This window comes from Streptomyces sp. NPDC093089 (assembly GCF_044754405.1).
GTDB lineage: Bacteria > Actinomycetota > Actinomycetes > Streptomycetales > Streptomycetaceae > Streptomyces.
Genome location: NZ_JBIVPA010000002.1, coordinates 59846 through 77476 on the forward strand (window position 1 = coordinate 59846; position 17631 = coordinate 77476).

General features: G+C 72.9%; 10 protein-coding genes and 1 pseudogene. 4 read left to right on the top strand and 7 right to left on the bottom strand.

The features are described 5' to 3' along the window. Nucleotides 1-15: 15 nt before the first annotated feature. Together ACIQFX_RS03820 and ACIQFX_RS03825 are read right to left on the bottom strand one after the other, a co-directional pair. The gene (locus tag ACIQFX_RS03820; protein ID WP_402458681.1) at nt 16-1728 is read right to left on the bottom strand and encodes a purine-cytosine permease family protein; all 1713 of its coding nucleotides are present in this window, start codon (nt 1726-1728) and stop codon (nt 16-18) included. Nucleotides 1729-2066: 338 nt separating this feature from the next. Further along, a complete protein-coding gene (locus tag ACIQFX_RS03825) occupies nt 2067-2819 on the bottom strand; it encodes a GntR family transcriptional regulator (protein WP_402458683.1) in 753 nt (250 codons plus the stop codon). A gap of 239 nt (nt 2820-3058) precedes the next feature. On the opposite strand from ACIQFX_RS03825, the gene ACIQFX_RS03830 reads away from it, so the two are divergent. Beyond that, nucleotides 3059-4390, top strand: a complete 1332-nt coding sequence (locus ACIQFX_RS03830; protein WP_402458685.1) for a glycoside hydrolase family 18 protein — start codon at nt 3059-3061, stop codon at nt 4388-4390. 76 nt (nt 4391-4466) lie between these two features. On the opposite strand, the gene ACIQFX_RS03835 is transcribed toward ACIQFX_RS03830, so the two are convergent. After that, nucleotides 4467-5540 carry a DUF4190 domain-containing protein gene (locus ACIQFX_RS03835; RefSeq protein WP_402458687.1) on the bottom strand — a complete coding sequence of 358 codons (1074 nt, stop codon included), beginning with the start codon at nt 5538-5540 and terminating at the stop codon, nt 4467-4469. A gap of 320 nt (nt 5541-5860) precedes the next feature. Then, nucleotides 5861-7435, bottom strand: coding sequence for a S8 family peptidase (locus ACIQFX_RS03840; protein WP_402458689.1), 1575 nt, complete (start codon nt 7433-7435; stop codon nt 5861-5863). 198 nt (nt 7436-7633) lie between these two features. Between ACIQFX_RS03840 and ACIQFX_RS03845 the strand changes: the two genes are divergently transcribed. After that, the gene (locus tag ACIQFX_RS03845; protein ID WP_402458690.1) at nt 7634-8758 is read left to right on the top strand and encodes a pyridoxal-phosphate dependent enzyme; all 1125 of its coding nucleotides are present in this window, start codon (nt 7634-7636) and stop codon (nt 8756-8758) included. Between the two features lie 42 nt (nt 8759-8800). Here the strand turns inward: ACIQFX_RS03845 and ACIQFX_RS03850 are convergent, their stop codons facing one another. From ACIQFX_RS03850 to ACIQFX_RS03860, 3 genes and pseudogenes are all read right to left on the bottom strand, one after another. Further along, nucleotides 8801-9541, bottom strand: coding sequence for a DUF4232 domain-containing protein (locus ACIQFX_RS03850; RefSeq protein WP_402458691.1), 741 nt, complete (start codon nt 9539-9541; stop codon nt 8801-8803). A gap of 102 nt (nt 9542-9643) precedes the next feature. Continuing rightward, on the bottom strand, nt 9644-12289 hold the full coding sequence (locus ACIQFX_RS03855) for a BTAD domain-containing putative transcriptional regulator (RefSeq protein ID WP_402459560.1): 2646 nt from the start codon (nt 12287-12289) through the stop codon (nt 9644-9646). 281 nt (nt 12290-12570) lie between these two features. Beyond that, nucleotides 12571-13083, bottom strand: a pseudogene (locus ACIQFX_RS03860) (ATP-dependent helicase); the annotation flags it as partial. A gap of 342 nt (nt 13084-13425) precedes the next feature. On the opposite strand from ACIQFX_RS03860, the gene ACIQFX_RS03865 reads away from it, so the two are divergent. Both ACIQFX_RS03865 and ACIQFX_RS03870 read left to right on the top strand, forming a co-directional pair. Continuing rightward, a complete protein-coding gene (locus ACIQFX_RS03865) occupies nt 13426-15036 on the top strand; it encodes a phospholipase A2 (protein WP_402458693.1) in 1611 nt (536 codons plus the stop codon). Nucleotides 15037-15242: 206 nt separating this feature from the next. Further along, nucleotides 15243-17630: a proprotein convertase P-domain-containing protein gene (locus ACIQFX_RS03870; protein ID WP_402458695.1), complete on the top strand. Its 2388-nt coding sequence runs from the start codon at nt 15243-15245 to the stop codon at nt 17628-17630. Nucleotide 17631: the final 1 nt, after the last annotated feature.

Sequence of the window (17631 nt, forward strand, 5' to 3'; positions counted from 1 at the left end):
CTCACACCCCGGGCGTCACGCGCGCGGGACGACCGGGACCGGCATCAGGACGGGACCGCCCGCCCCCTGCGGATCCTTGCGGCAGACGTCCCCGCAGGCGGCGTCGAGCGAGCAGCACAGGGAGCAGATCGGTCCGGCCTGCACCGGGCAGTCGGCGATGTCGGGCAGTTCGTAGGCCGTCTCGCAGACCGCGCAGGCGTGGGTCGCCCGCTCGTCGGCGACCTCGACCGACGGGCCGTTCACGGTGTTGGGGCGGGCCAGGTAGTAACGCCCCTTGGTCGCCCAGGCGATCAGCGGGCAGAGGAGGACGGCGAGCCCGGCGGCGATGAAGGTGGAGAACGCCTGCGCGTACGTGCCGAAGAGACCGAAGAAGGCGAGGATCGACACGGTGGAGGCGACGACCATGGCGCCGAAGCCCGCCGGGTTCACGGCGTACAGGTAGGCGCGCTTGAACTCGATGTACGGGGGGCTCCAGCCGGCCCGCTTGTTCACGGCGAGGTCGGCGGCGACGGCCGCGATCCAGGCGATGCCGACGTTGGAGTAGAACCCGAGCAGCTTGTTCAGCGCCGCGAACATGTTCATCTCCATCAGCGTCAGCGCGATGGCGAGGTTGAGGAAGATGTACCAGACGCGTCCCGGGTGCCGGTGGGTCACGCGGGAGAAGAAGTTCGACCAGGACAGCGAGCCGCTGTAGGCGTTGGTGACGTTGATCTTGATCTGGGAGACGATCACGAACAGCGCGGCGGCGGGCAGGGCGAAGGAGCCGAGCCAGGGCTTCAGCGCCTCGATCTGCGGGGCGATCGGCTCCAGCGCGTGGGTCGTGCCGACGGCCTCCAGGGCGACGAAGGCGAGGAACGCGCCGCCGAGCTGCTTGGCGGCGCCGATGACCACCCAGCCGGGGCCGGCGGCCAGCACGGCGAGGTTCCACCGCCGCCTGTTCTTCTCGGTCTTCGCGGGCATGAAGCGCAGGTAGTCGGCCTGTTCGCCGATCTGCGCGATCAGCGAGAGGGCGACGCCCGTGCCGAGGCCGAAGCCGATCCACGAGAAGCCCGCGCCGGCGCCCTCCGTACCACCGAAGGACGTGAAGGCGCCCCAGGCCTCGGGGGCTTCGACGGCCAGGACCGCGAAGGGCAGCACCAGGCCGACGAGCCAGATCGGCTGGGTCCACGCCTGGACCTTGGCGAGGGCGCCCATGCCGCGGAAGACGATCGGGATGACGATCAGCGTGGTGACCAGGTAGCCGATCTCGACCGGCAGACCGACGGCCTGGTGCATGGCCTGGGCCATGATCGAGCCTTCGAGGGCGAAGAAGATGAAGGTGAACGAGGCGTAGATGAGCGAGGTGAGGGTGGAGCCGAAGTAGCCGAATCCGGCGCCGCGGGTGATGAGGTCCATGTCCAGGCCGTACGTCGCGCAGGCCCGGGCGATGGGGACGCCGGTGAGGAAGATGAGGGTGGCGGCGGTGAGGATCGAGGCCAGGCCGCTGCCGAAGCCGTAGGTGAAGACGATCGACGCGCCGATGGCGAAGTCGGCGAGGTAGGCGATGCCCCCGAGGGCGGTGCCGGCCACGGTCGCGGGCGACCAGCGCCGGAACGAGTGCGGCGCGTAGCGCAGCGAGTAGTCCTCGCGGCTCTCGTCCGCCGCCAGTTCGGCATAGCTGCGGCGAGGGCCGGGCGGCGGCGCGGCCGCCCCCGGCTCCGGGGTGGGCGTGGTGACCGTTTCCGTCATGGGGGTTCCTGTCGTCCGGCCGGATCGCGGGTACGGCCAGGAAGCTAGGACCCCGGAATGACGTCCGTCGTAGGCGAGGAGTTGCCACGCGGTTACGCGACCTGACACCCCGTTAACTTTTGGTCGCACGCCCCGGACACCCGACCCCGCTCAGCGACCCGCCGACCGGAACGGCCCCCACGGGCGGGCCGCCCCTGGAGCAGGCCCCCGGAGCCCCCTCGCCCCCACGGGCAGGCCGCCCACCGGGTAGGCCGCCCCCGGATCACCCCTGGCCCCCACGGGCAGGCCCGCTGCGGGCCGGACTCCCCGCGGCCGGGCCCCCACCGGTCGGCCGCCGGTCAGCGGACCGGCAGGTGGTAGGCGATGCGGTAGCGGTCGGCGGGGACGACGACGTCCGCCGTCTCGACGGCTCTGCCGGAGGCGTAGTAGGTGCGCTCGACGACCATCACGACGTGCCCGGGGACGCCGCCGAGCGCGAGGAGTTCCTCGGCGAGTCCGGGCCGGGCGCCGACCTGCTCCACCACGTTGTCCACGACGACGTCGATGGCCGCCATCCGCTCGACGACGCCGCAGCCGCCCAGCGGCCCCTCCTCGGGCAGCATGACGGGCGTCCGGCCGGTGACGGCGAGCGGCTCCCAGGAGGTGGAGACCATCATGGGCTCGCCCCCGTCGCGGTACACGTACCGCGTGCGCATGACCCGCTCCCCCGGGTCGATGCCCAGCCGCTCGGCGACCTCGGCGCTCGCCGACTCCTGCTCGCTGCTCGACTCCCATGTGCCGCGGGCCCCTTCGGCGGCCTGCTCCTGCCGGAACGGGGTGGCGCCGGTCGCGGGCCGATAGCCGGAGCGGGCGATGCGGCGCGGCACGGGGCGCTCCCGCACGTACGTGCCGGAGCCGGAGCGCCCCTCCACGAGCCCCTCGGCCATGAGCACCTTGCGGGCCTCCAGCGCGACGGTGTCCGACACCCCGTACTCCTCGCGGATGCGTGCCTGCGAGGGGAGGCGGGCATGCGGGGGAAGCGAGCCGTTGGCGATCTTCTCCCGCAGATCGCTCGCCACGCGCAGATAGGCGGGCTGCTCACCGAACGTCACTGGACACTCCCCTCAGGTTGACTGACAGCTACAGACTGACAACCGACGGTGGCGATCCGCAAGCATGGGCCAAAGTTTCACCCGATGTGATGACAGCGTGGCGATAGGGCTTGCTACCCGCGGTCACCCCGGATAGGCGGCGCCGACCCCTTGACCCCATTGGTCCAGACCAATACGTTCCTGCCTGAACCCTCCGGAACCACCGCACGCTCCATCCCGCCTCGCACAGGAACGAGCCCATGCGTCCCAGAGCCATGACCAAGCTGACCTTCGGCGCGGCCGCCGCCGCCACCCTCGGCCTCCTCGCCACCCTGGCCCCGACCGCCGACGCGCACCAGCCCTCCTCTCCCGCGCCCGCGCTGAAGCGCGTCGGCTACTTCACCCAATGGGGCATCTACGGAAGGAACTTCCAGGTCAAGGACCTGGAGACCAGCGGCACAGCCGCCAAGCTCAGCCACGTCAACTACGCCTTCGGCGTGATCGGCCCGGACGGCAAGTGCCTCATGGGCAACGCCCCCGGTTCCGACCCCTGGGCCGACTACGTGCGCCCGGTCGACGCCGCCAACTCCGTGGACGGCACGGCCGACACCGCCGACCAGCGCCTCGCCGGCAACTTCAACGAACTGCGCGAGCTCAAGGCGAAGCACCCCGGCCTCAAGGTCATGATCTCGCTGGGCGGCTGGAGCGGCTCGGCCCACTTCTCCGACGCGGTGCGCACCGACGCCGGCCGCAAGGCCCTCGTCGCGTCCTGCATCGACACCTACATCAAGGGCGACCTCCCGGCCGACGGCGCCCGCGGCGGCGCCGGAGCGGCGGCGGGCGTCTTCGACGGCATCGACCTGGACTGGGAGTGGCCGGGTTCGGACGGCGCCCCCGGGAACGTGATCCGCCCGGAGGACAAGCCCAACTTCACCAAGCTCGTACGGGAGTTCCGCACCCAGCTCGACGCCTACGGCCGCTCGCTGCCGCAGCGCAGGCACTACGACCTCAGCGCGTACGTGCCCACCGCCCCCGCCAAGATCGACGCGGGCTTCGAAGTCGCCAAGATCATGCGGGACTTCGACTTCGTCAACCTCCAGGGCTACGACTTCCACGTCTCCGGCGAGAAGACCACCGCCCAGCAGTCCGCGCTCTTCGCCAAGAACGACTTCAGCGTCGACGGGACCGTCAAGGCCTGGCTGCGCCGCGGCGCCCCCGCCCGCAAGCTCGTCGTCGGCATGCCGTTCTACGGCCAGGGCTGGACCGGCGTCACCGGCGGCGGCGACGGCCTCGGCCAGCCCGCCACCGGCCCCGCGCCGGCGACCTGGACCGCCGGCTCCGAGGACTACAAGCACCTGAAGAAGCTGGCCGACTCGGGCACGTACAAGCTCTACCGGGGACCGAAGAACGGACACGCCTGGCTCTTCGACGGCACCACCCTGTGGACGTACGACGACCCCACCGTCCTGCGCACCAAGGCGTCCTACGTCCGGCGGCACGGGCTCGGCGGCGCCATGGTCTGGTCCCTCGACGCCGACACCCCGGACGGCGAACTGATCACCGCGATCGACCGCGGCCTGACCCGCCGCTGACCGAACGGCACGGCACGGAACCCGGGGCGCCGACGGAGCCACTCGTCCCGTCGGCGCCCCGGCCCGGGCCCCGCCCTCAGACCGAGGCGCCGCCCGGACTCTCCGGCGGCGTGCCCGTGAGGCCGAGCGCGGTCCGCACGTCCGCGCCGAGCTCCGCGGGCAGGAGCTTCCAGGCCGTTTCGTACTCCGCCCAGTACTCCTCGGCGTCGGCCGCCGAGGCCAGCTTCGCCCACTTCTTCGAGGCGGCGTCGAGCGTGGTGCCGAGCTCGGCGATCGGGCCGTTGGCGGCGGCGGGCCAGTGGCGGCCCTTGAGGCCGGCGCGGGCCCGGTCGATCTCCTTCAGCAGGTCGCCGGCCCACGCCCTGTTGGCCGCGAAGTCCTCGTCCGGGTCCTCCTCCGGCTCGGCGTACGCCGTCGTCTCGATCGGGTTGACGCTCCGCAGGTAGGACATCTGGTCCGCGTTCAGGGTGGTGGCGTCGGACCGCACGGAGCCCTTGAAGGGTTCCTTCTCGGTGGCGTACGCGCAGATCACGGTGCGGTCGCCGCGGCGCCACGTCTGGCTGCTGGGCAGGTAGTAGTAGGTCCAGACGTCCGCGGGGACGGCCCAGGTGTCCATCGCGTAGGCCGTGTTGATCGTGTCGCAGCGCTTCTCCGCCACCTCGTCGAGCGCGTCGTCGCCGGGCCACTCGGAGAAGCCGGTGATCTTGAAGCGGCCGGTCGCCTCGCCGTCGTGCGGGAGCGCGCAGTCGACGACCTGGACGTCCGTCGCGAACTCCTTCAGCTTGTCCTCGTCCTCGAAGCACTCCCCGGTCCGCAGCGAGGCCGGGGACTTCGAGCGGGCCGCCTCGTCCACGCCCTCCTTGAAGCCGTCCCACGCCGTGCCGAAGCCGCCGGTCGCGAGGCCGAGGACGAGCAGCAGGCAGCTGAGCGCGGAGAGGACGATGCCGGCGATCGCGAGCCCCTTGCCCGCCTGGCCCCGCTTCCTGATCCGCGGCAGGGCGGCGAGCCCGAGCACCAGGCCGAGCGGCGGGAGGCAGCAGACGATGCCGGAGACGAGGGAGCCGATGGCGAGGCCGTTGGTGGTGCGCCGCGGCTGCCCGTAGGGCGCGGCGCCGGGCATGCCGGGCGTGCCGTACGGCCCGTACGGCATCCCCGGGGAGGTGTACGGCCCGGGGGCGGGCCATCCTCCCGACTGCGGCGCCCCTGACTGCGGCGCCCCCTGCTGCGGAGGTCCCTGCTGCGGGGATCCCTCCGGGGACGAGGGCGGCGGGGTCGGCTGGATCGGCTCCACGGGTACGGTGCTCCTGTTTCGGGGCGGGGCGGCGCGAACAAACGATCGAGCGCGCATCGTACGTGGCCGGAGGAACCGGAAGGTCGGCCGGGGTGAACACGCGGCGACGGCCGAGGGGCGGCCGCCCGAAGGCGACCGCCCCTCGGTCGATCAGGGTGCGGAGTCGGTCAGGGTGCGGATCAGAACTGCAGGGCCCAGGAGTCGATCCTCCCGGTGTCTATGGCCGCGTTGTCCGTGACCCGCAGCTTCCACGTGCCGTTGGCGACCTCGGAGGAGGCGTTCACGGTGTACGTGGTGTTGATGTTGTCCGCGCTGCCGCCGGTGCCGAAGCCCTTCAGGGTGTACGCCGTGCCGTCCGGGGCGATCAGCTGGACCTGGAGGTCGCCGATGTACGTGTGGACGATGTTCACCGGCACCTGGAGGGCGGCGGGGGCGTTGCCCGTGACGCCGCTGACGGTGACCGGGGACTCGACGGTCGCGTTGTCGTTGATCGCGTAGTCCGCGGTGTTCTCGAACTTCGGGCCGGTGGGCGGCGGGGTGGTGCCGCCGCCGACGTAGAGCAGCCTGTTCGGGGAGCCGGTGCCGGGACTGGTGACGACGTTCGGGGTGGCCGCGGTCGTCAGGGCCGTGGCGACCTGCGCCGGGGTCGCCGTCGGGTTGGCGGCGAGGTGGAGGGCGGCGGCGCCCGCGACGTGCGGGGCCGCCATCGACGTACCGGAGATGGTGTTGGTGGCGGTGTCGCCGGTGTTCCAGGACGACTTGATGGAGGAGCCGGGGGCGAAGAGGTCCAGGCCGCTGCCGTAGTTGGAGTAGCTGGCCTTGGCGTCGCTGGACGTGGTGGCGCCGACGGTGATGGCCTCGGCCACGCGCGCGGGTGAGTGGTTGGCGGCGTTGTCGGTCTCGTTGCCGGCGGCGACCGCGTAGGTGACGCCGGAGGCGATCGAGTTGCGGACGGCCTGGTCGAGGACGGAGTCGACGCCGCCGCCGAGGCTCATGTTCGCGACGGCCGGCTTGACGGCGTTCTGCGTCACCCAGTCGATGCCCGCGACGACCTGCTCGGTCGTGCCCGAGCCGGAGTTGTCGAGGACGCGGACGCCGACGATCTTCGCCTTCTTGGCGACGCCGTACGACGAGCCCGCGACGGTGCCGGCGACGTGGGTGCCGTGGCCGTGGCCGTCCTGGGCGGTGTTGTCGTTGTCGATGGCGTCGTAGCCGTAGGTGGCGCGGCCGCCGAAGTCGGTGTGGGTGATGCGGACGCCGGTGTCGATGACGTACGCCGTGACGCCCTGGCCCGCGGTGTCGGGGTAGGTGTAGCTCTGGTTCAGCGGGAGGGCCTTCTGGTCGATCCGGTCGAGGCCCCAGGACGGCGGGGAGGGCTGGGTGGCGTCGACGTGGAAGACGCGGTTCTGCACGACGGACTTCACGGCGGGGTCGGCCGCGAGCTTCCGTGCCTGTGCCTCGGAGAGCTCGACGGAGTAGCCGTTGATCGCCGAGGTGTACGTCCGCTTGATCTTCGCGCCGAACCGCGCGGCGACCGCTCTGCCCGCGGCGGTCTCCGCCGGCGCGGACTCGTCGAGGGTGACGATGTAGCTGCCCGCGACGGTGCCTTCGGCTCCGGCGTTCTCGATGACGCCCTCCGGGGCGGCGGGTGCGGCGGTGGCCGGGAGGGTGGAGGCGGAGCCGAGCGCGAGCGCGGCGACGGCGATGGCCGCGGCGGTGGCGATCCTGCGGCGGGAGTCGCGCATCACTGACATGAGGGGGTTCCTCCTCGTGGGGGGTGTGTGCTGCCGTGGGGGTACGGCACCGCCGTCCAAATATGACAAGGACATGACAAGGTACGTCAGGATGCCCTCGCCGTTCCGAACGCCGGCTGCCGAGCGAAAGATTGGCGGATCCATAGGAATCCCACAAGGGTTCCCGACGGTCCGTCACATCCGCGTCACGCGGCTGCCATGCTGGGCCCCATGACCGCCTACGTGTGCCCCCGCTGCCAGGTCCACGTGCCCACGTCCGCGCTCACCTGGTGTTGTCCGAAGTGCCGCGGCCCCTGGGACCTCGACTTCGCGAGTGAACCGGTGCCCCTCCCCTCACTCGCGTCACGTGTGAATTCATTGTGGCGTTACACGGAGGCGCTGCCTCCGATGCCGTGCGCACCCGAGGTGACCCTCGGAGAGGGCCGCACGCCCCTCGTCCCCCTCACCGACTCGGTTTCGGCCAAACTCGACTTCCTCATGCCGACCCTGTCGTTCAAGGACCGCGGCGCCGTCCTGCTCGCCGCGCACGCGCTGCGGCTCGCCCGCTCCGGAACCCTCGACCGGATCGTCGCCGACAGCAGCGGCAACGCCGGCACGGCCGTCGCCGCGTACGGGGCGCGGGCCGGACTCGACTGCCTGGTGTACGTCCCCGAGGGCACGTCCCCCAAGAAGCTGGACCAGATCCGGGCGCACGGGGCCCGGGTCGTCGAGGTGCCCGGCGACCGCGAGGCGGCGGCCCGGGCCGCCCGGGCCGCCGCCGACGAGCCCGGCACCTTCTACGCCTCGCACGTCCACAACCCGTACTTCACGCACGGCACCAAGACCTACGTCTACGAGCTCTGGGAGGAGCTCGGCGGCCGCCTCCCCGACACGATCGTCGTCCCCGTCGGCAACGGCACCCTCCTCCTCGGTGCCGCCCTCGCCCTCGACGAACTCCACCGCCACGGCCTCACCGCGACCCGGCCCGCGCTCGTCGCCGTCCAGGCGCGGGCCGTCTCCCCCCTGGCAGACGCCTTCCACGCCGGCGCGGACGACCTGGCCGCACCGGCCGCCGCCCGCCCCACCCTCGCCGAGGGCATCGCCATCACGGCTCCGCCCCGCGCCCGCCGGATCCTCCGGGCGGTACGCGAGACGGGCGGCACGTTCCTGACCGTGACCGAGGACCAGATCCGTGCCGCCCAACGGGACCTGGCCCGTCGCGGCCTGTTCGTCGAACCCACCGGTGTCGCCTGCTGGGCGGCGGTGCGGGCCGCCCCGCCCCGCCCGGGCCTCACCGTGGTGCCCCTGTGCGGGGCGGGCGCGAAGACCGGCCTCGCGGCCTGAGTCCCCGTCCCGCCCTCCCCTCCGGGGTCACACGGGTCCGGCTCAGAACTCGTCGGCGCCGTTGCGGAGCTCGTACGTCCAGTAGCCCGTCTTCGCGGCGGCCTCGTCGACGGCCAGGCCGCCGGCCGGGGCCTTGACGACGACGCTGCCCTCGGCGGGGCCGTCGGCGGCGAAGAGGTTCACGTTGAACTCGTTGACGACCTTGTTGTCCTCGTGGGCGCCGCCGAGGGCGATCCGCACGTTGGCGTAGGCGGGCTCGCCGGCCTTGAGGACGATCGGGGCCGACGGCTTGCTCTTGGCGACGGCCGGGACGTCCTTGGCCGTCTGGATCGGGCCGAAGGCGATCAGCGGGTACTGGAGCAGGGTGCAGGAGCGGCCGGACGTGTTCGTCGCGGTGAGCACGACGTGCTCGGTCGGGACCTCGTCGGCCTTCTTCGCCGTGATCTTGACGTCGCCGAAGGCGCAGGCCGGGGCCTTGGCGGAGGTCTTCGAGCCGCCGGTGGAGCCGGTCGAACCGGTGGATCCGGACGAGGACCCGCCGGAGGAGGTGGACGTGGCGGTGGAGCCGCCGGCCGAGCCCGAGCCCGAGCCGTTCTTGGAGGCGCTCTGGTCCGCCGTGCCGCCGGTGGCCGTGCCGCCCTCGCCCGTACCGCCGGCCGCCTGCGAGGCGGCGCCCGCGTCCTTGGCGCCGGCGGCGTCGTCGCCGCCGCACGCGGTCAGGCCCAGCGAGAGGACGGCGACGGCGGCGACGGCCAGGACGGTGTTCTTGCGGTGGTTGCGCATGGTGGTGTTCCCCCGTTGAAGCGGTTCGGTCGGCGCACGTGACGTCGTGCTCGGTGCTGCATCCAGCTTCCGGCCCGGCGCTGCCGTCCCGCTTGCGTACCGCTAACGATCCGCTGACAGCCGCGAAAGACGCTCCGTCGCCCGCGCCGAACCTTCGCGGAAACCGGCCTTGTCCGCCGCGGCGATCGCACGTTCCAGCTGGTCAGCCGCCTCGTCGAGGCGGCCGATGCCGGCCAGCGCCTCACCCCGGGCGATCTGCAGCTGTGCCCGGACGACCACCGCGTCGGGTGCGACCAGTTCCCCGGCGCGAACGGTGTGGGCGAGGGCCGCCTCGTAGTCCTCCGCCTTCAGGCAGTGCCCCGCCAGGTGCTGGAGGGTCAGCACCTGGGTGGAGGGGTGGCCCGTGCGGTCGGCGAGCGAGACCGCGTGCACCATGAGCAGCCCGGCCCGCTCGTGCTCCCCGGTCGCGTCCAGGACGGCCGCGTAGTTGACGTAGGCGATGGCCTCGCTGATGGCGTCGCCCGCCCGGGCCGCGAGACCCGGCGCCTTCTCCAGGTGGACGAGCGCCTCGGCGTCCCGGCCCTCCTCGTGCAGGATCCAGCCGAGCAGCGCCCGCGCCCGCGACTGCGCGTCGAGGTCGCCGACGTGCACGGCCGAGGCGAGTCCCGCCTCCAGGAGCGGGGTCCAGCCGTCGCCGATCCGCATGAGCATCAGCGGCCACTGCACGAGGGCGATCCGCCAGGCTCGATCGTGCAGTCCGAGGGACGCGGCGACGGCCACCGCGCCCTCCAGGGCGGGGCGCTCGGCCGCGTACCAGTCGAGGGCCGCCGTGCGGTCCTCGAACTCCCGCATGGCGGCGGGCCGGCGGGCGTCGGCGGGCAGCGAGTAGCAGGGCTGGGAGCCCGGTTCGGCGGCGGCGTCGGCCGCGAGGCCGGTGTACAGGTAGTGGTCGAGGAGGCGGAGCAGCCCCTCGGGGTCGGCCTGCGGGGCGAGGTGGCGGGCGTACAGCCGCACCAGGTCGTGCGGTGTCCAGCGGCCCGGGACGGCCTCGGTGAGCAGGTGCGCGGCGGCCAGCCGGTCCAGGTCGACGGAGGCCTGCGCGGGGGACGTGCCGGCGAGCGCCCCCGCCGCGAAGCGGTCCAGGTCGGAGCCGGTGTGCAGGCCGATCGCGCGGAACAGCCGGGCGGCGGACTCCGGCAGCTGCTGCACGGTGAGGCGCAGTGCCGCCGACACCCCCCGGTCCTCCACGTCGAGCAGGATCAACCGACTCTGCTCGTCGGCGAGTTCACCGACCATCGCGCTCAGCGTCCACTGCGGCCGTTCGGCCAGGCGGGCCGCCGTCACCCGCAGCGCCAGCGGCAGGCCGTCGCAGAGCCCGGCGAGCCGCGCGGCGGCGTCGGGCTCGGAGGCGACCCGCTCCGCGCCGAGCACGGTGGTGAGCAGCGCCGTCGAGTCGGCCGTCGGCAGGTGCCGCAGCGGCACCGGGCGGGCGGCGTCGGAGGCGATGAGGCCGCCGAGCCGGTCCCGGCTGGTGATCAGGGTCGTGCAGTGGTCGCCGCCCGGCAGCAGCGGCCTGACCTGCTCGGAGGAGCGCGCGTTGTCGAGGACGACGAGGAGCCGCCGCCCCGCGGTGAGCGAGCGGAACAGCGCGCCCCGCGCCTCGACCGCCTCCGGTATGCGCTGCGGCGGGACGCCCAGCGCGAGCAGGAACTCCCGCAGTACGGCGGCGGTCTCGGGCTCCTGGGTGTCGCTGAAGCCGCGCAGGTCGGCGAAGAGCCGCCCGTCGGGGAAGTCGGCGCGCCGCCGGTAGGCCCAGTGCACGGCGAACGCGGTCTTGCCCACGCCGGCGGGCCCGGTGACGAGGCACACCGGCGCCTCCTCGCAGGACACCGCCCGGTCGAGCGCGACCAGCTCCTCGCCCCGCCCGGTGAAACCGCGCGGCGCCCGCGGCAGCCCCTCCGGCACCTGGACGTCGGCCGGGGCGGCCGGGCGCGACACGGTGACGGGCTCGGCCGAGCGGAGCAGCGTCGCGTACGCCTCGGCGAGCGTCTCGCCCGGGTCGACGCCCAGCTCCTCGGCGAGCAGCCGCCGGGTCCTGTGGTACCAGTCGATGGCGTCCGACTGCCGCCCCGAGCGGCCGAGCGCCAGCATCAGCGCCGCCGCCAGCGACTCCCGCAGCGGATGCGCGACGGCCTCGGTGCGGAGGACGGCGGCGGCCCTGGCGTGCTCGCCCAGCTTCCCGTACGCCTCCGCCAGCGCCTCCACCGACGCAAGCCGCAGTTCCTCCAGGCCGCCGGCCGCCGCCTCCAGCGGCCTGCTGTGGACGGTCCCGGTGAGCGCCGGCCCCTGCCAGTACGACAGCGCTTCCCGCAGCATCCGCACCGCGTCGGCCGGCTGCCGCTGCACCCCCGCGAGACCGACGAGCTCCTCGAACCGGTGCGCGTCCACCAGCGACTCCGGCATCCGCAGCACGTACGCCGACCCCTGCGTCGCGAGCTCCACCCCGTACGCCTCGGCCCCGTGCTCCGCCAGCAGCGCCCTCAGCCGCGACACGTGCCCCTGCAGCACCGTCTTCGCATGCGTGGGCGGCTCCTCCTCCCACAGCGCGTCGATCAACTGCCCCGTGTTCACCGCACTGTTGGGCCGAAGCAGCAACATCGCGAGCAGGCTCGTCCGCTTGGCGGGCCCCAAGGCTACGTCCCTGTCCTCCGCCACCAACGCAACGGAGCCGAGCAGCCTGAACTCCACCATGTACCTCCGCGATCCCTCTCCCCCACGCCCCCGATCCCCAGCCCCCGAGGATACGTCGCCCCCGACACCCCCCCTCACCCCCACCGCCACCCCGTCCCCGCCCCTATCGCCGCGATCCGGACACTCCGGTCCGCGACACGGCGGGGGCGCGGGGGCGTGCGTCAGGGTGACTCCTCCTGCCCGGCCGCCGGCGGCCCCTCGCCCGCCAGGCCCAGTCGCGCCTGCTCCTCCTCCACGATCCTCCGGACGATGCCGACGTCCGACACGTCGACCGCGTCCGGGGTGGCCTCGGCCAGCAGCGGACCGAGCCGCAGCGCCAGGCCTTCGGCCATGTCCACCGCGCGGCGCCCGTCCGGCCCTGCCTCCACCAGGAGGTTCAGGGCGATGACGAGAGCCGAGGTCCGCGGTTCCGGCCGGTCCACGTCGATGCGCACCGCGACGTTCTCGTGCGCGGCCTCGGACAGCCGCTGGGCGGCCGCGAGGATCTGGTCCGCGGTCCGCCGGCCGACCCCGGGAACCTGCCTCAAGCGGTAGGGCCCCGCCTCCAGCACCCGACCGACCGTCCGCAGTCCGCTCCGCTCGACGCCCTCCCACTGCACCCGCCCCCCGGTGGCCTCCTGGAGCCGGGCGACAGGCGTGGCATCGAGCTCCCGCGCCACCGCCTCGTCCTGCAGCGGCTTCAACGCCTCCCGTACCGCCTCGACGGCCCTGCCGTGATCGCCGCACACCCCCCGGGCCGCCGCGTACAGCCGTGCCCCTCTGGCCACCACCTCCCGCTCGTCACGCCCCACGCGCCCCACCCCTTCTTCTCCCGCACCCGGCCCGAACCATCGGAGCGCACGGTGCCGTCTCCCTGGGGGAGCAGTCTCCCGGAGGGCGTTCGCCACCTCCCCCGGACCCCGCCGCGCCGACCACGTCGACGGCGCCGGCCGGAAGGGGAGGGGCGTCACCGTGCGGGCAACCGGGGGCCATCGGAGAGGTATCGGGGCGGGCGATGGCGGAGGCATACCGGATCGAAGGAGCGGATTCCTAAGTTCCTCGTTGCCGGCCGAGAACGACCGGTTCGAACAGGCGAGACAGGGGCCGGCCGCGAGGTCGGACCGCATGTCGCCGGTCACCCGAAGGAACCGAACGTGCGCAGAACCGCGCTTCCCGCAGTCGCGGCAGTGTCACTGGCCCTGCTGCTCCCCCAGTCGGCCGTCGCCGAGGAGCTCCCCTCCCCGGCGCTGGAGACCGGGGAGACCCAGCTGATCGGCCCGGGCATGTACCAGTCGGCCGACGACACCTTCCAGATATCCGAGAACGACGTGACGTACGGCCTGATGAGCCGCACCCACACGGTGGACGGCACCGGGGCGGGCGTCGCCCAGGCCCAGGACGCCCCGACCACCCGCGCCGACCTCGGGGTCTTCGGCCCGAGCTGGGAGGCCGAGTTCGTCGGCGGTCAGCTGAACCGCAAGCTGGTCCCCGGCTCCGGTTCGATCACCACGACCGACCTGGACACCGCCGAGTCCGTCCGCTACGACCTGACCGACTCGGTCGCCGGCGCCAACGGCGGCAGCATCAACACCTACAAGGCGTCCGACGGCTCCACCCTGGTGGAGAACGTGCAGTGGGACGACCTCGCGGGTGTGCTGAAGACCACGGTCACCGAGACGCTCAACATCGACCTCACCCAGGTCGCCTCCGGTGACGACGTGCCGGTGGACTCCACCGGAGCCCCGATCCCGGCCGCCTCCCTCAAGCCGTCCTACACCTGGAAGCAGGTCGGCGGCAGCGGCGACAACTGGCGCGTGACGTCGGTCGGCAACGCCGCCTACAAGCCGACGACGGTCACCTACGACAGCACCGGCCGCGTCTCCACCGTCAAGGACCCGGCGCGCGCCGACGTCCCCGCGCAGACCGTGAAGGTCAACTACGCGACCGCCACCACGGCCTCCGGCCAGACCCTCGGCGACGTCGCGGGCCAGGTCAAGGACATCACCGTCACCGTCGGCCAGACCGTGCAGACCCTGGCCCGCTACTCGTACGACGGCTCCGGCCTGCTCCGCAAGGTCGCCGACCCGGCGTCCGGCGGCGACCTCAACACCTACAGCTACGACACCTCGGACCGCGTCGTCGCCGCCTCCGCCGAGGACGGCGCGTCCTGGCAGCTGACCTACTCCGGTGACGCGGCCGCCCCGCAGTCGGTGGAGACCACCGCCATCCGCCCGGAGGCCGGCAGCGCCGTCCAGGGCGCCCCCAGCCTGGCCCAGGAGGAGGGCATCGCCCCGGCCGCCGAGGACTTCGGCCCCGGCGAGATCACCTCCGCGCAGGCCTACCCGAGCTACTGCTCCCGCCCCGAGACGTGGATGTGGTACCAGTACAGCGGCTGCGCGACCAAGGTCGCCCACTACGGCTGGCACAACCCGAGCTGGAAGAAGACCCCGACCGGCGCCTGGGTCATGGGCATCTACGAGGACCACTGCACCGACTCCTCCGACAAGCCCGGCGGCTGGGACTTCCGTGCCGCCTGTGACTCGCACGACTACGGCTACGGCACCATCGGCAACAGCTACAAGGGCTACCGGTACTACCTGGACCGCAACAAGGGCATCGCGACCGACGTCGCGTTCTACAACATGCTCTACTACAACACCTGCCCGGCGTACTTCTGGAAGAGCGCCTGCCGCTCCACCGCGTACTCGTACTACCTCGGTGTCTTCTACTTCGGCAGCCCGAAGAACGGCGCCAACGCCACCTGACGGGCCGCGCGACCGCAGGGGAACCGGGCAGCTGAACAACCGACGCTGCTGCCCGGTCCCCGCCCCGGGGCCTGACCACACGGCCCCGCCCCCTTGAACTTCCAGCCCTGAACCCGCGGGCTTCATCAGCGAGTTACCCCTCCCCCCTTCTTCTTTCTCTACCGCCGCGGCACCGCCCGCTCGGTGCCTACTCCCTGGAGCCTGTCGTGAAGAGATCTGCTGTGGCCGTCGCGATGGCCTCGGGCCTGCTGCTCGGCGCACTGCCGGCGGGCCTGGCGCCCCTGGTCGGCGTGACCCCCGCGGCGGCAGCCGACGAGGTCCCGGTGGACCCGGCGCTGGAGACCGGAACCCAGGGCGGCGGCACGGTCCGGGTCAACGTGGTGACCCAGACCCGCTCCGACGTGGCCACGGCCGCCACGGCGGGCGAGACGGAGGTGGCGTACGAGCAACTGCCCATGGTCACCCTCACGGTGGACCAGGCAGGACTCACCGCGCTCCGCTCCAACCCGGACGTGGTCAGCGTGACGGAGGACATCCCGGTCGCCCCGATGCTGGACGAGTCGACGGTCAGGATAGGCGCGGACAAGGCCTTCGCCGCCGGCGCCACCGGGGCCGGCACCGCCGTCGCGGTGATCGACACAGGTGTCGCGAAGAACCACCCCTTCCTGGGCGGCCGGGTGACGGCCGAGGCGTGCTTCTCGGTGAACGACGAGAGCTACGGCGCGACCAGCCTCTGCCCGAACGGCGAGGCCTCGCAGGAGGGCGTCGGCAGCGCCGACGCCGACACCGGCAGCTGCGCGGAGCTGGGCGCGGCCTGCTCGCACGGCACCCACGTGGCGGGCATAGCCGCCGGCGACGGAACCGGCCTGAGCGGTGCCCCCAAGCGCGGCGTGGCCCCGGGCGCGAACATCGTGGCGATGCAGGTGTTCTCCCGCTTCGACTCCGACGACTACTGCGGCACGGACAACAGCCCCTGCGTACTGAGCTTCACCAGCTCGCAGATCAAGGCGCTGGAGAAGGTGTACGCGCTGAAGCAGTCCGGCATGGACATCATCGCGGCCAACATGTCGCTGGGCGCGGGCCGTTGGACCACGGCCTGCGACACCGACCCCCGCAAGTCCGTGATCGACAGCCTGTACTCGGTGGGCGTGGCGACCGTCGTCGCCGCCGGCAACAACGGGTACGGCGACGCGGTCAACGCCCCCGGCTGCGTCCCGTCCGCGGTGACGGTCGGCGCGACGACCGACGACGACCAGGTGGCCTCGTTCAGCAACCGCGGCCCGCTGCTGGACCTGATGGCCCCCGGCACGTCCGTGGTGTCCTCGGTCCCCGGCGGCGGCTACGCCGCGAAGAACGGCACCTCGATGGCGGCCCCGCACGTGGCCGGCTCCCTGGCGCTGCTGCGCCAGAAGTACCCGGCGGAGAGCATCGCGAACCTGGTGGCCAAGCTGGGCACCACCGGCACCCCGATCACGTACACCGGCGCCGTCACCCCCCGGATCGACGTCGGCAAGGCCGTCGTCGGCACGGTCGCCCCGGAGCCGGCACCGGCCGCCCGGCCGCGTCCCTCCCAGGTCTTCGACGACACCGACCGGACCATCCCGGACCCGGGCACCGTGGAGGCCCCGCTGACCGTCACCGGGATCCCGGGCAACGCCCCCAAGGCGCTCCGCGTCGAGCTGGAGGGCCGGCACGACTGGCGCGGCGACCTCAAGATCGACCTGGTGGCCCCCGACGGGCGGCTGTACCGCCTGAAGTCCACCTCCGCCACCGAGACGGGCGGCGCGCTCGGCGGCTTCACCGTCGACGCCTCCGCCTCCCCCGCCTCCGGCACCTGGAAGCTGCAGGTCACGGACGCCTCCGCCGGCGGCAAGGGCACCCTCCTCGGCTGGTCGCTGGACTTCCCCACCCCCTTCGCCATGACCGGCAACCTCAGCGTCCCGGACGGCGGATCGGTCACCTCCGACCTCACCGTGGACGGCATCGGCGGCAAGGCCCCGGCCGCCCTCCAGGTCGCCGTGGACGTCACCCACGAGTGGCGCGGTGACGTCCGGATCGACCTGCTCTCCCCCGACGGCCGCACCTACCCGCTGCGTTCGACCTCCACCGCCGCCACCGAGAACGGCGGGGTGCTCCGCGAGACCTACCGGGTGGACGCCTCCGCCTCCCCCGCCGACGGCAAGTGGACCCTGAAGGTCTCCGACCCGTACACCGGCTCCGTCGGCACCCTCAACGCCTGGTCGATGACGTTCCCCTCGTACGAGGTCCAGACCCCGCACTCGGTCCCGGACCCGGGCACCATCGAGGTCCCGGTCACCGTCACCGGCATCGCGGGCAACGCGCCGAAGAACCTCCAGGTGTACCTGCACGCCACCCACACCTGGCGCGGTGACCTCGACGTCCACCTGGTCGCCCCGGACGGCAAGGTGTACCTGGTCAAGGAGTCCGTGGAGAACGAGGGCAACGGCGTGATCCAGCAGGTCTACGCGGTCGACGCCTCCGCCTCCCCGGCGAGCGGCGTGTGGAAGCTCCGGGTCGAGGACATCTCCGCCGGCTCCTCCGGCACCCTCGACCACTGGACCCTGAAGTTCTGAC

Excerpts from the sequence above, each read along its gene's own strand:
- ACIQFX_RS03820 (WP_402458681.1), bottom strand. The coding sequence starts at position 1,728 with ATGACGGAAACGGTCACCACGCCCACCCCGGAGCCGGGGGCGGCCGCG.
- ACIQFX_RS03830 (WP_402458685.1), top strand. The coding sequence starts at position 3,059 with ATGCGTCCCAGAGCCATGACCAAGCTGACCTTCGGCGCGGCCGCCGCC.
- ACIQFX_RS03835 (WP_402458687.1), bottom strand. The coding sequence starts at position 5,540 with ATGCCGTACGGGCCGTACGGCACGCCCGGCATGCCCGGCGCCGCGCCC.
- ACIQFX_RS03840 (WP_402458689.1), bottom strand. The coding sequence starts at position 7,435 with ATGTCAGTGATGCGCGACTCCCGCCGCAGGATCGCCACCGCCGCGGCC.
- ACIQFX_RS03845 (WP_402458690.1), top strand. The coding sequence starts at position 7,634 with ATGCTGGGCCCCATGACCGCCTACGTGTGCCCCCGCTGCCAGGTCCAC.
- ACIQFX_RS03850 (WP_402458691.1), bottom strand. The coding sequence starts at position 9,541 with ATGCGCAACCACCGCAAGAACACCGTCCTGGCCGTCGCCGCCGTCGCC.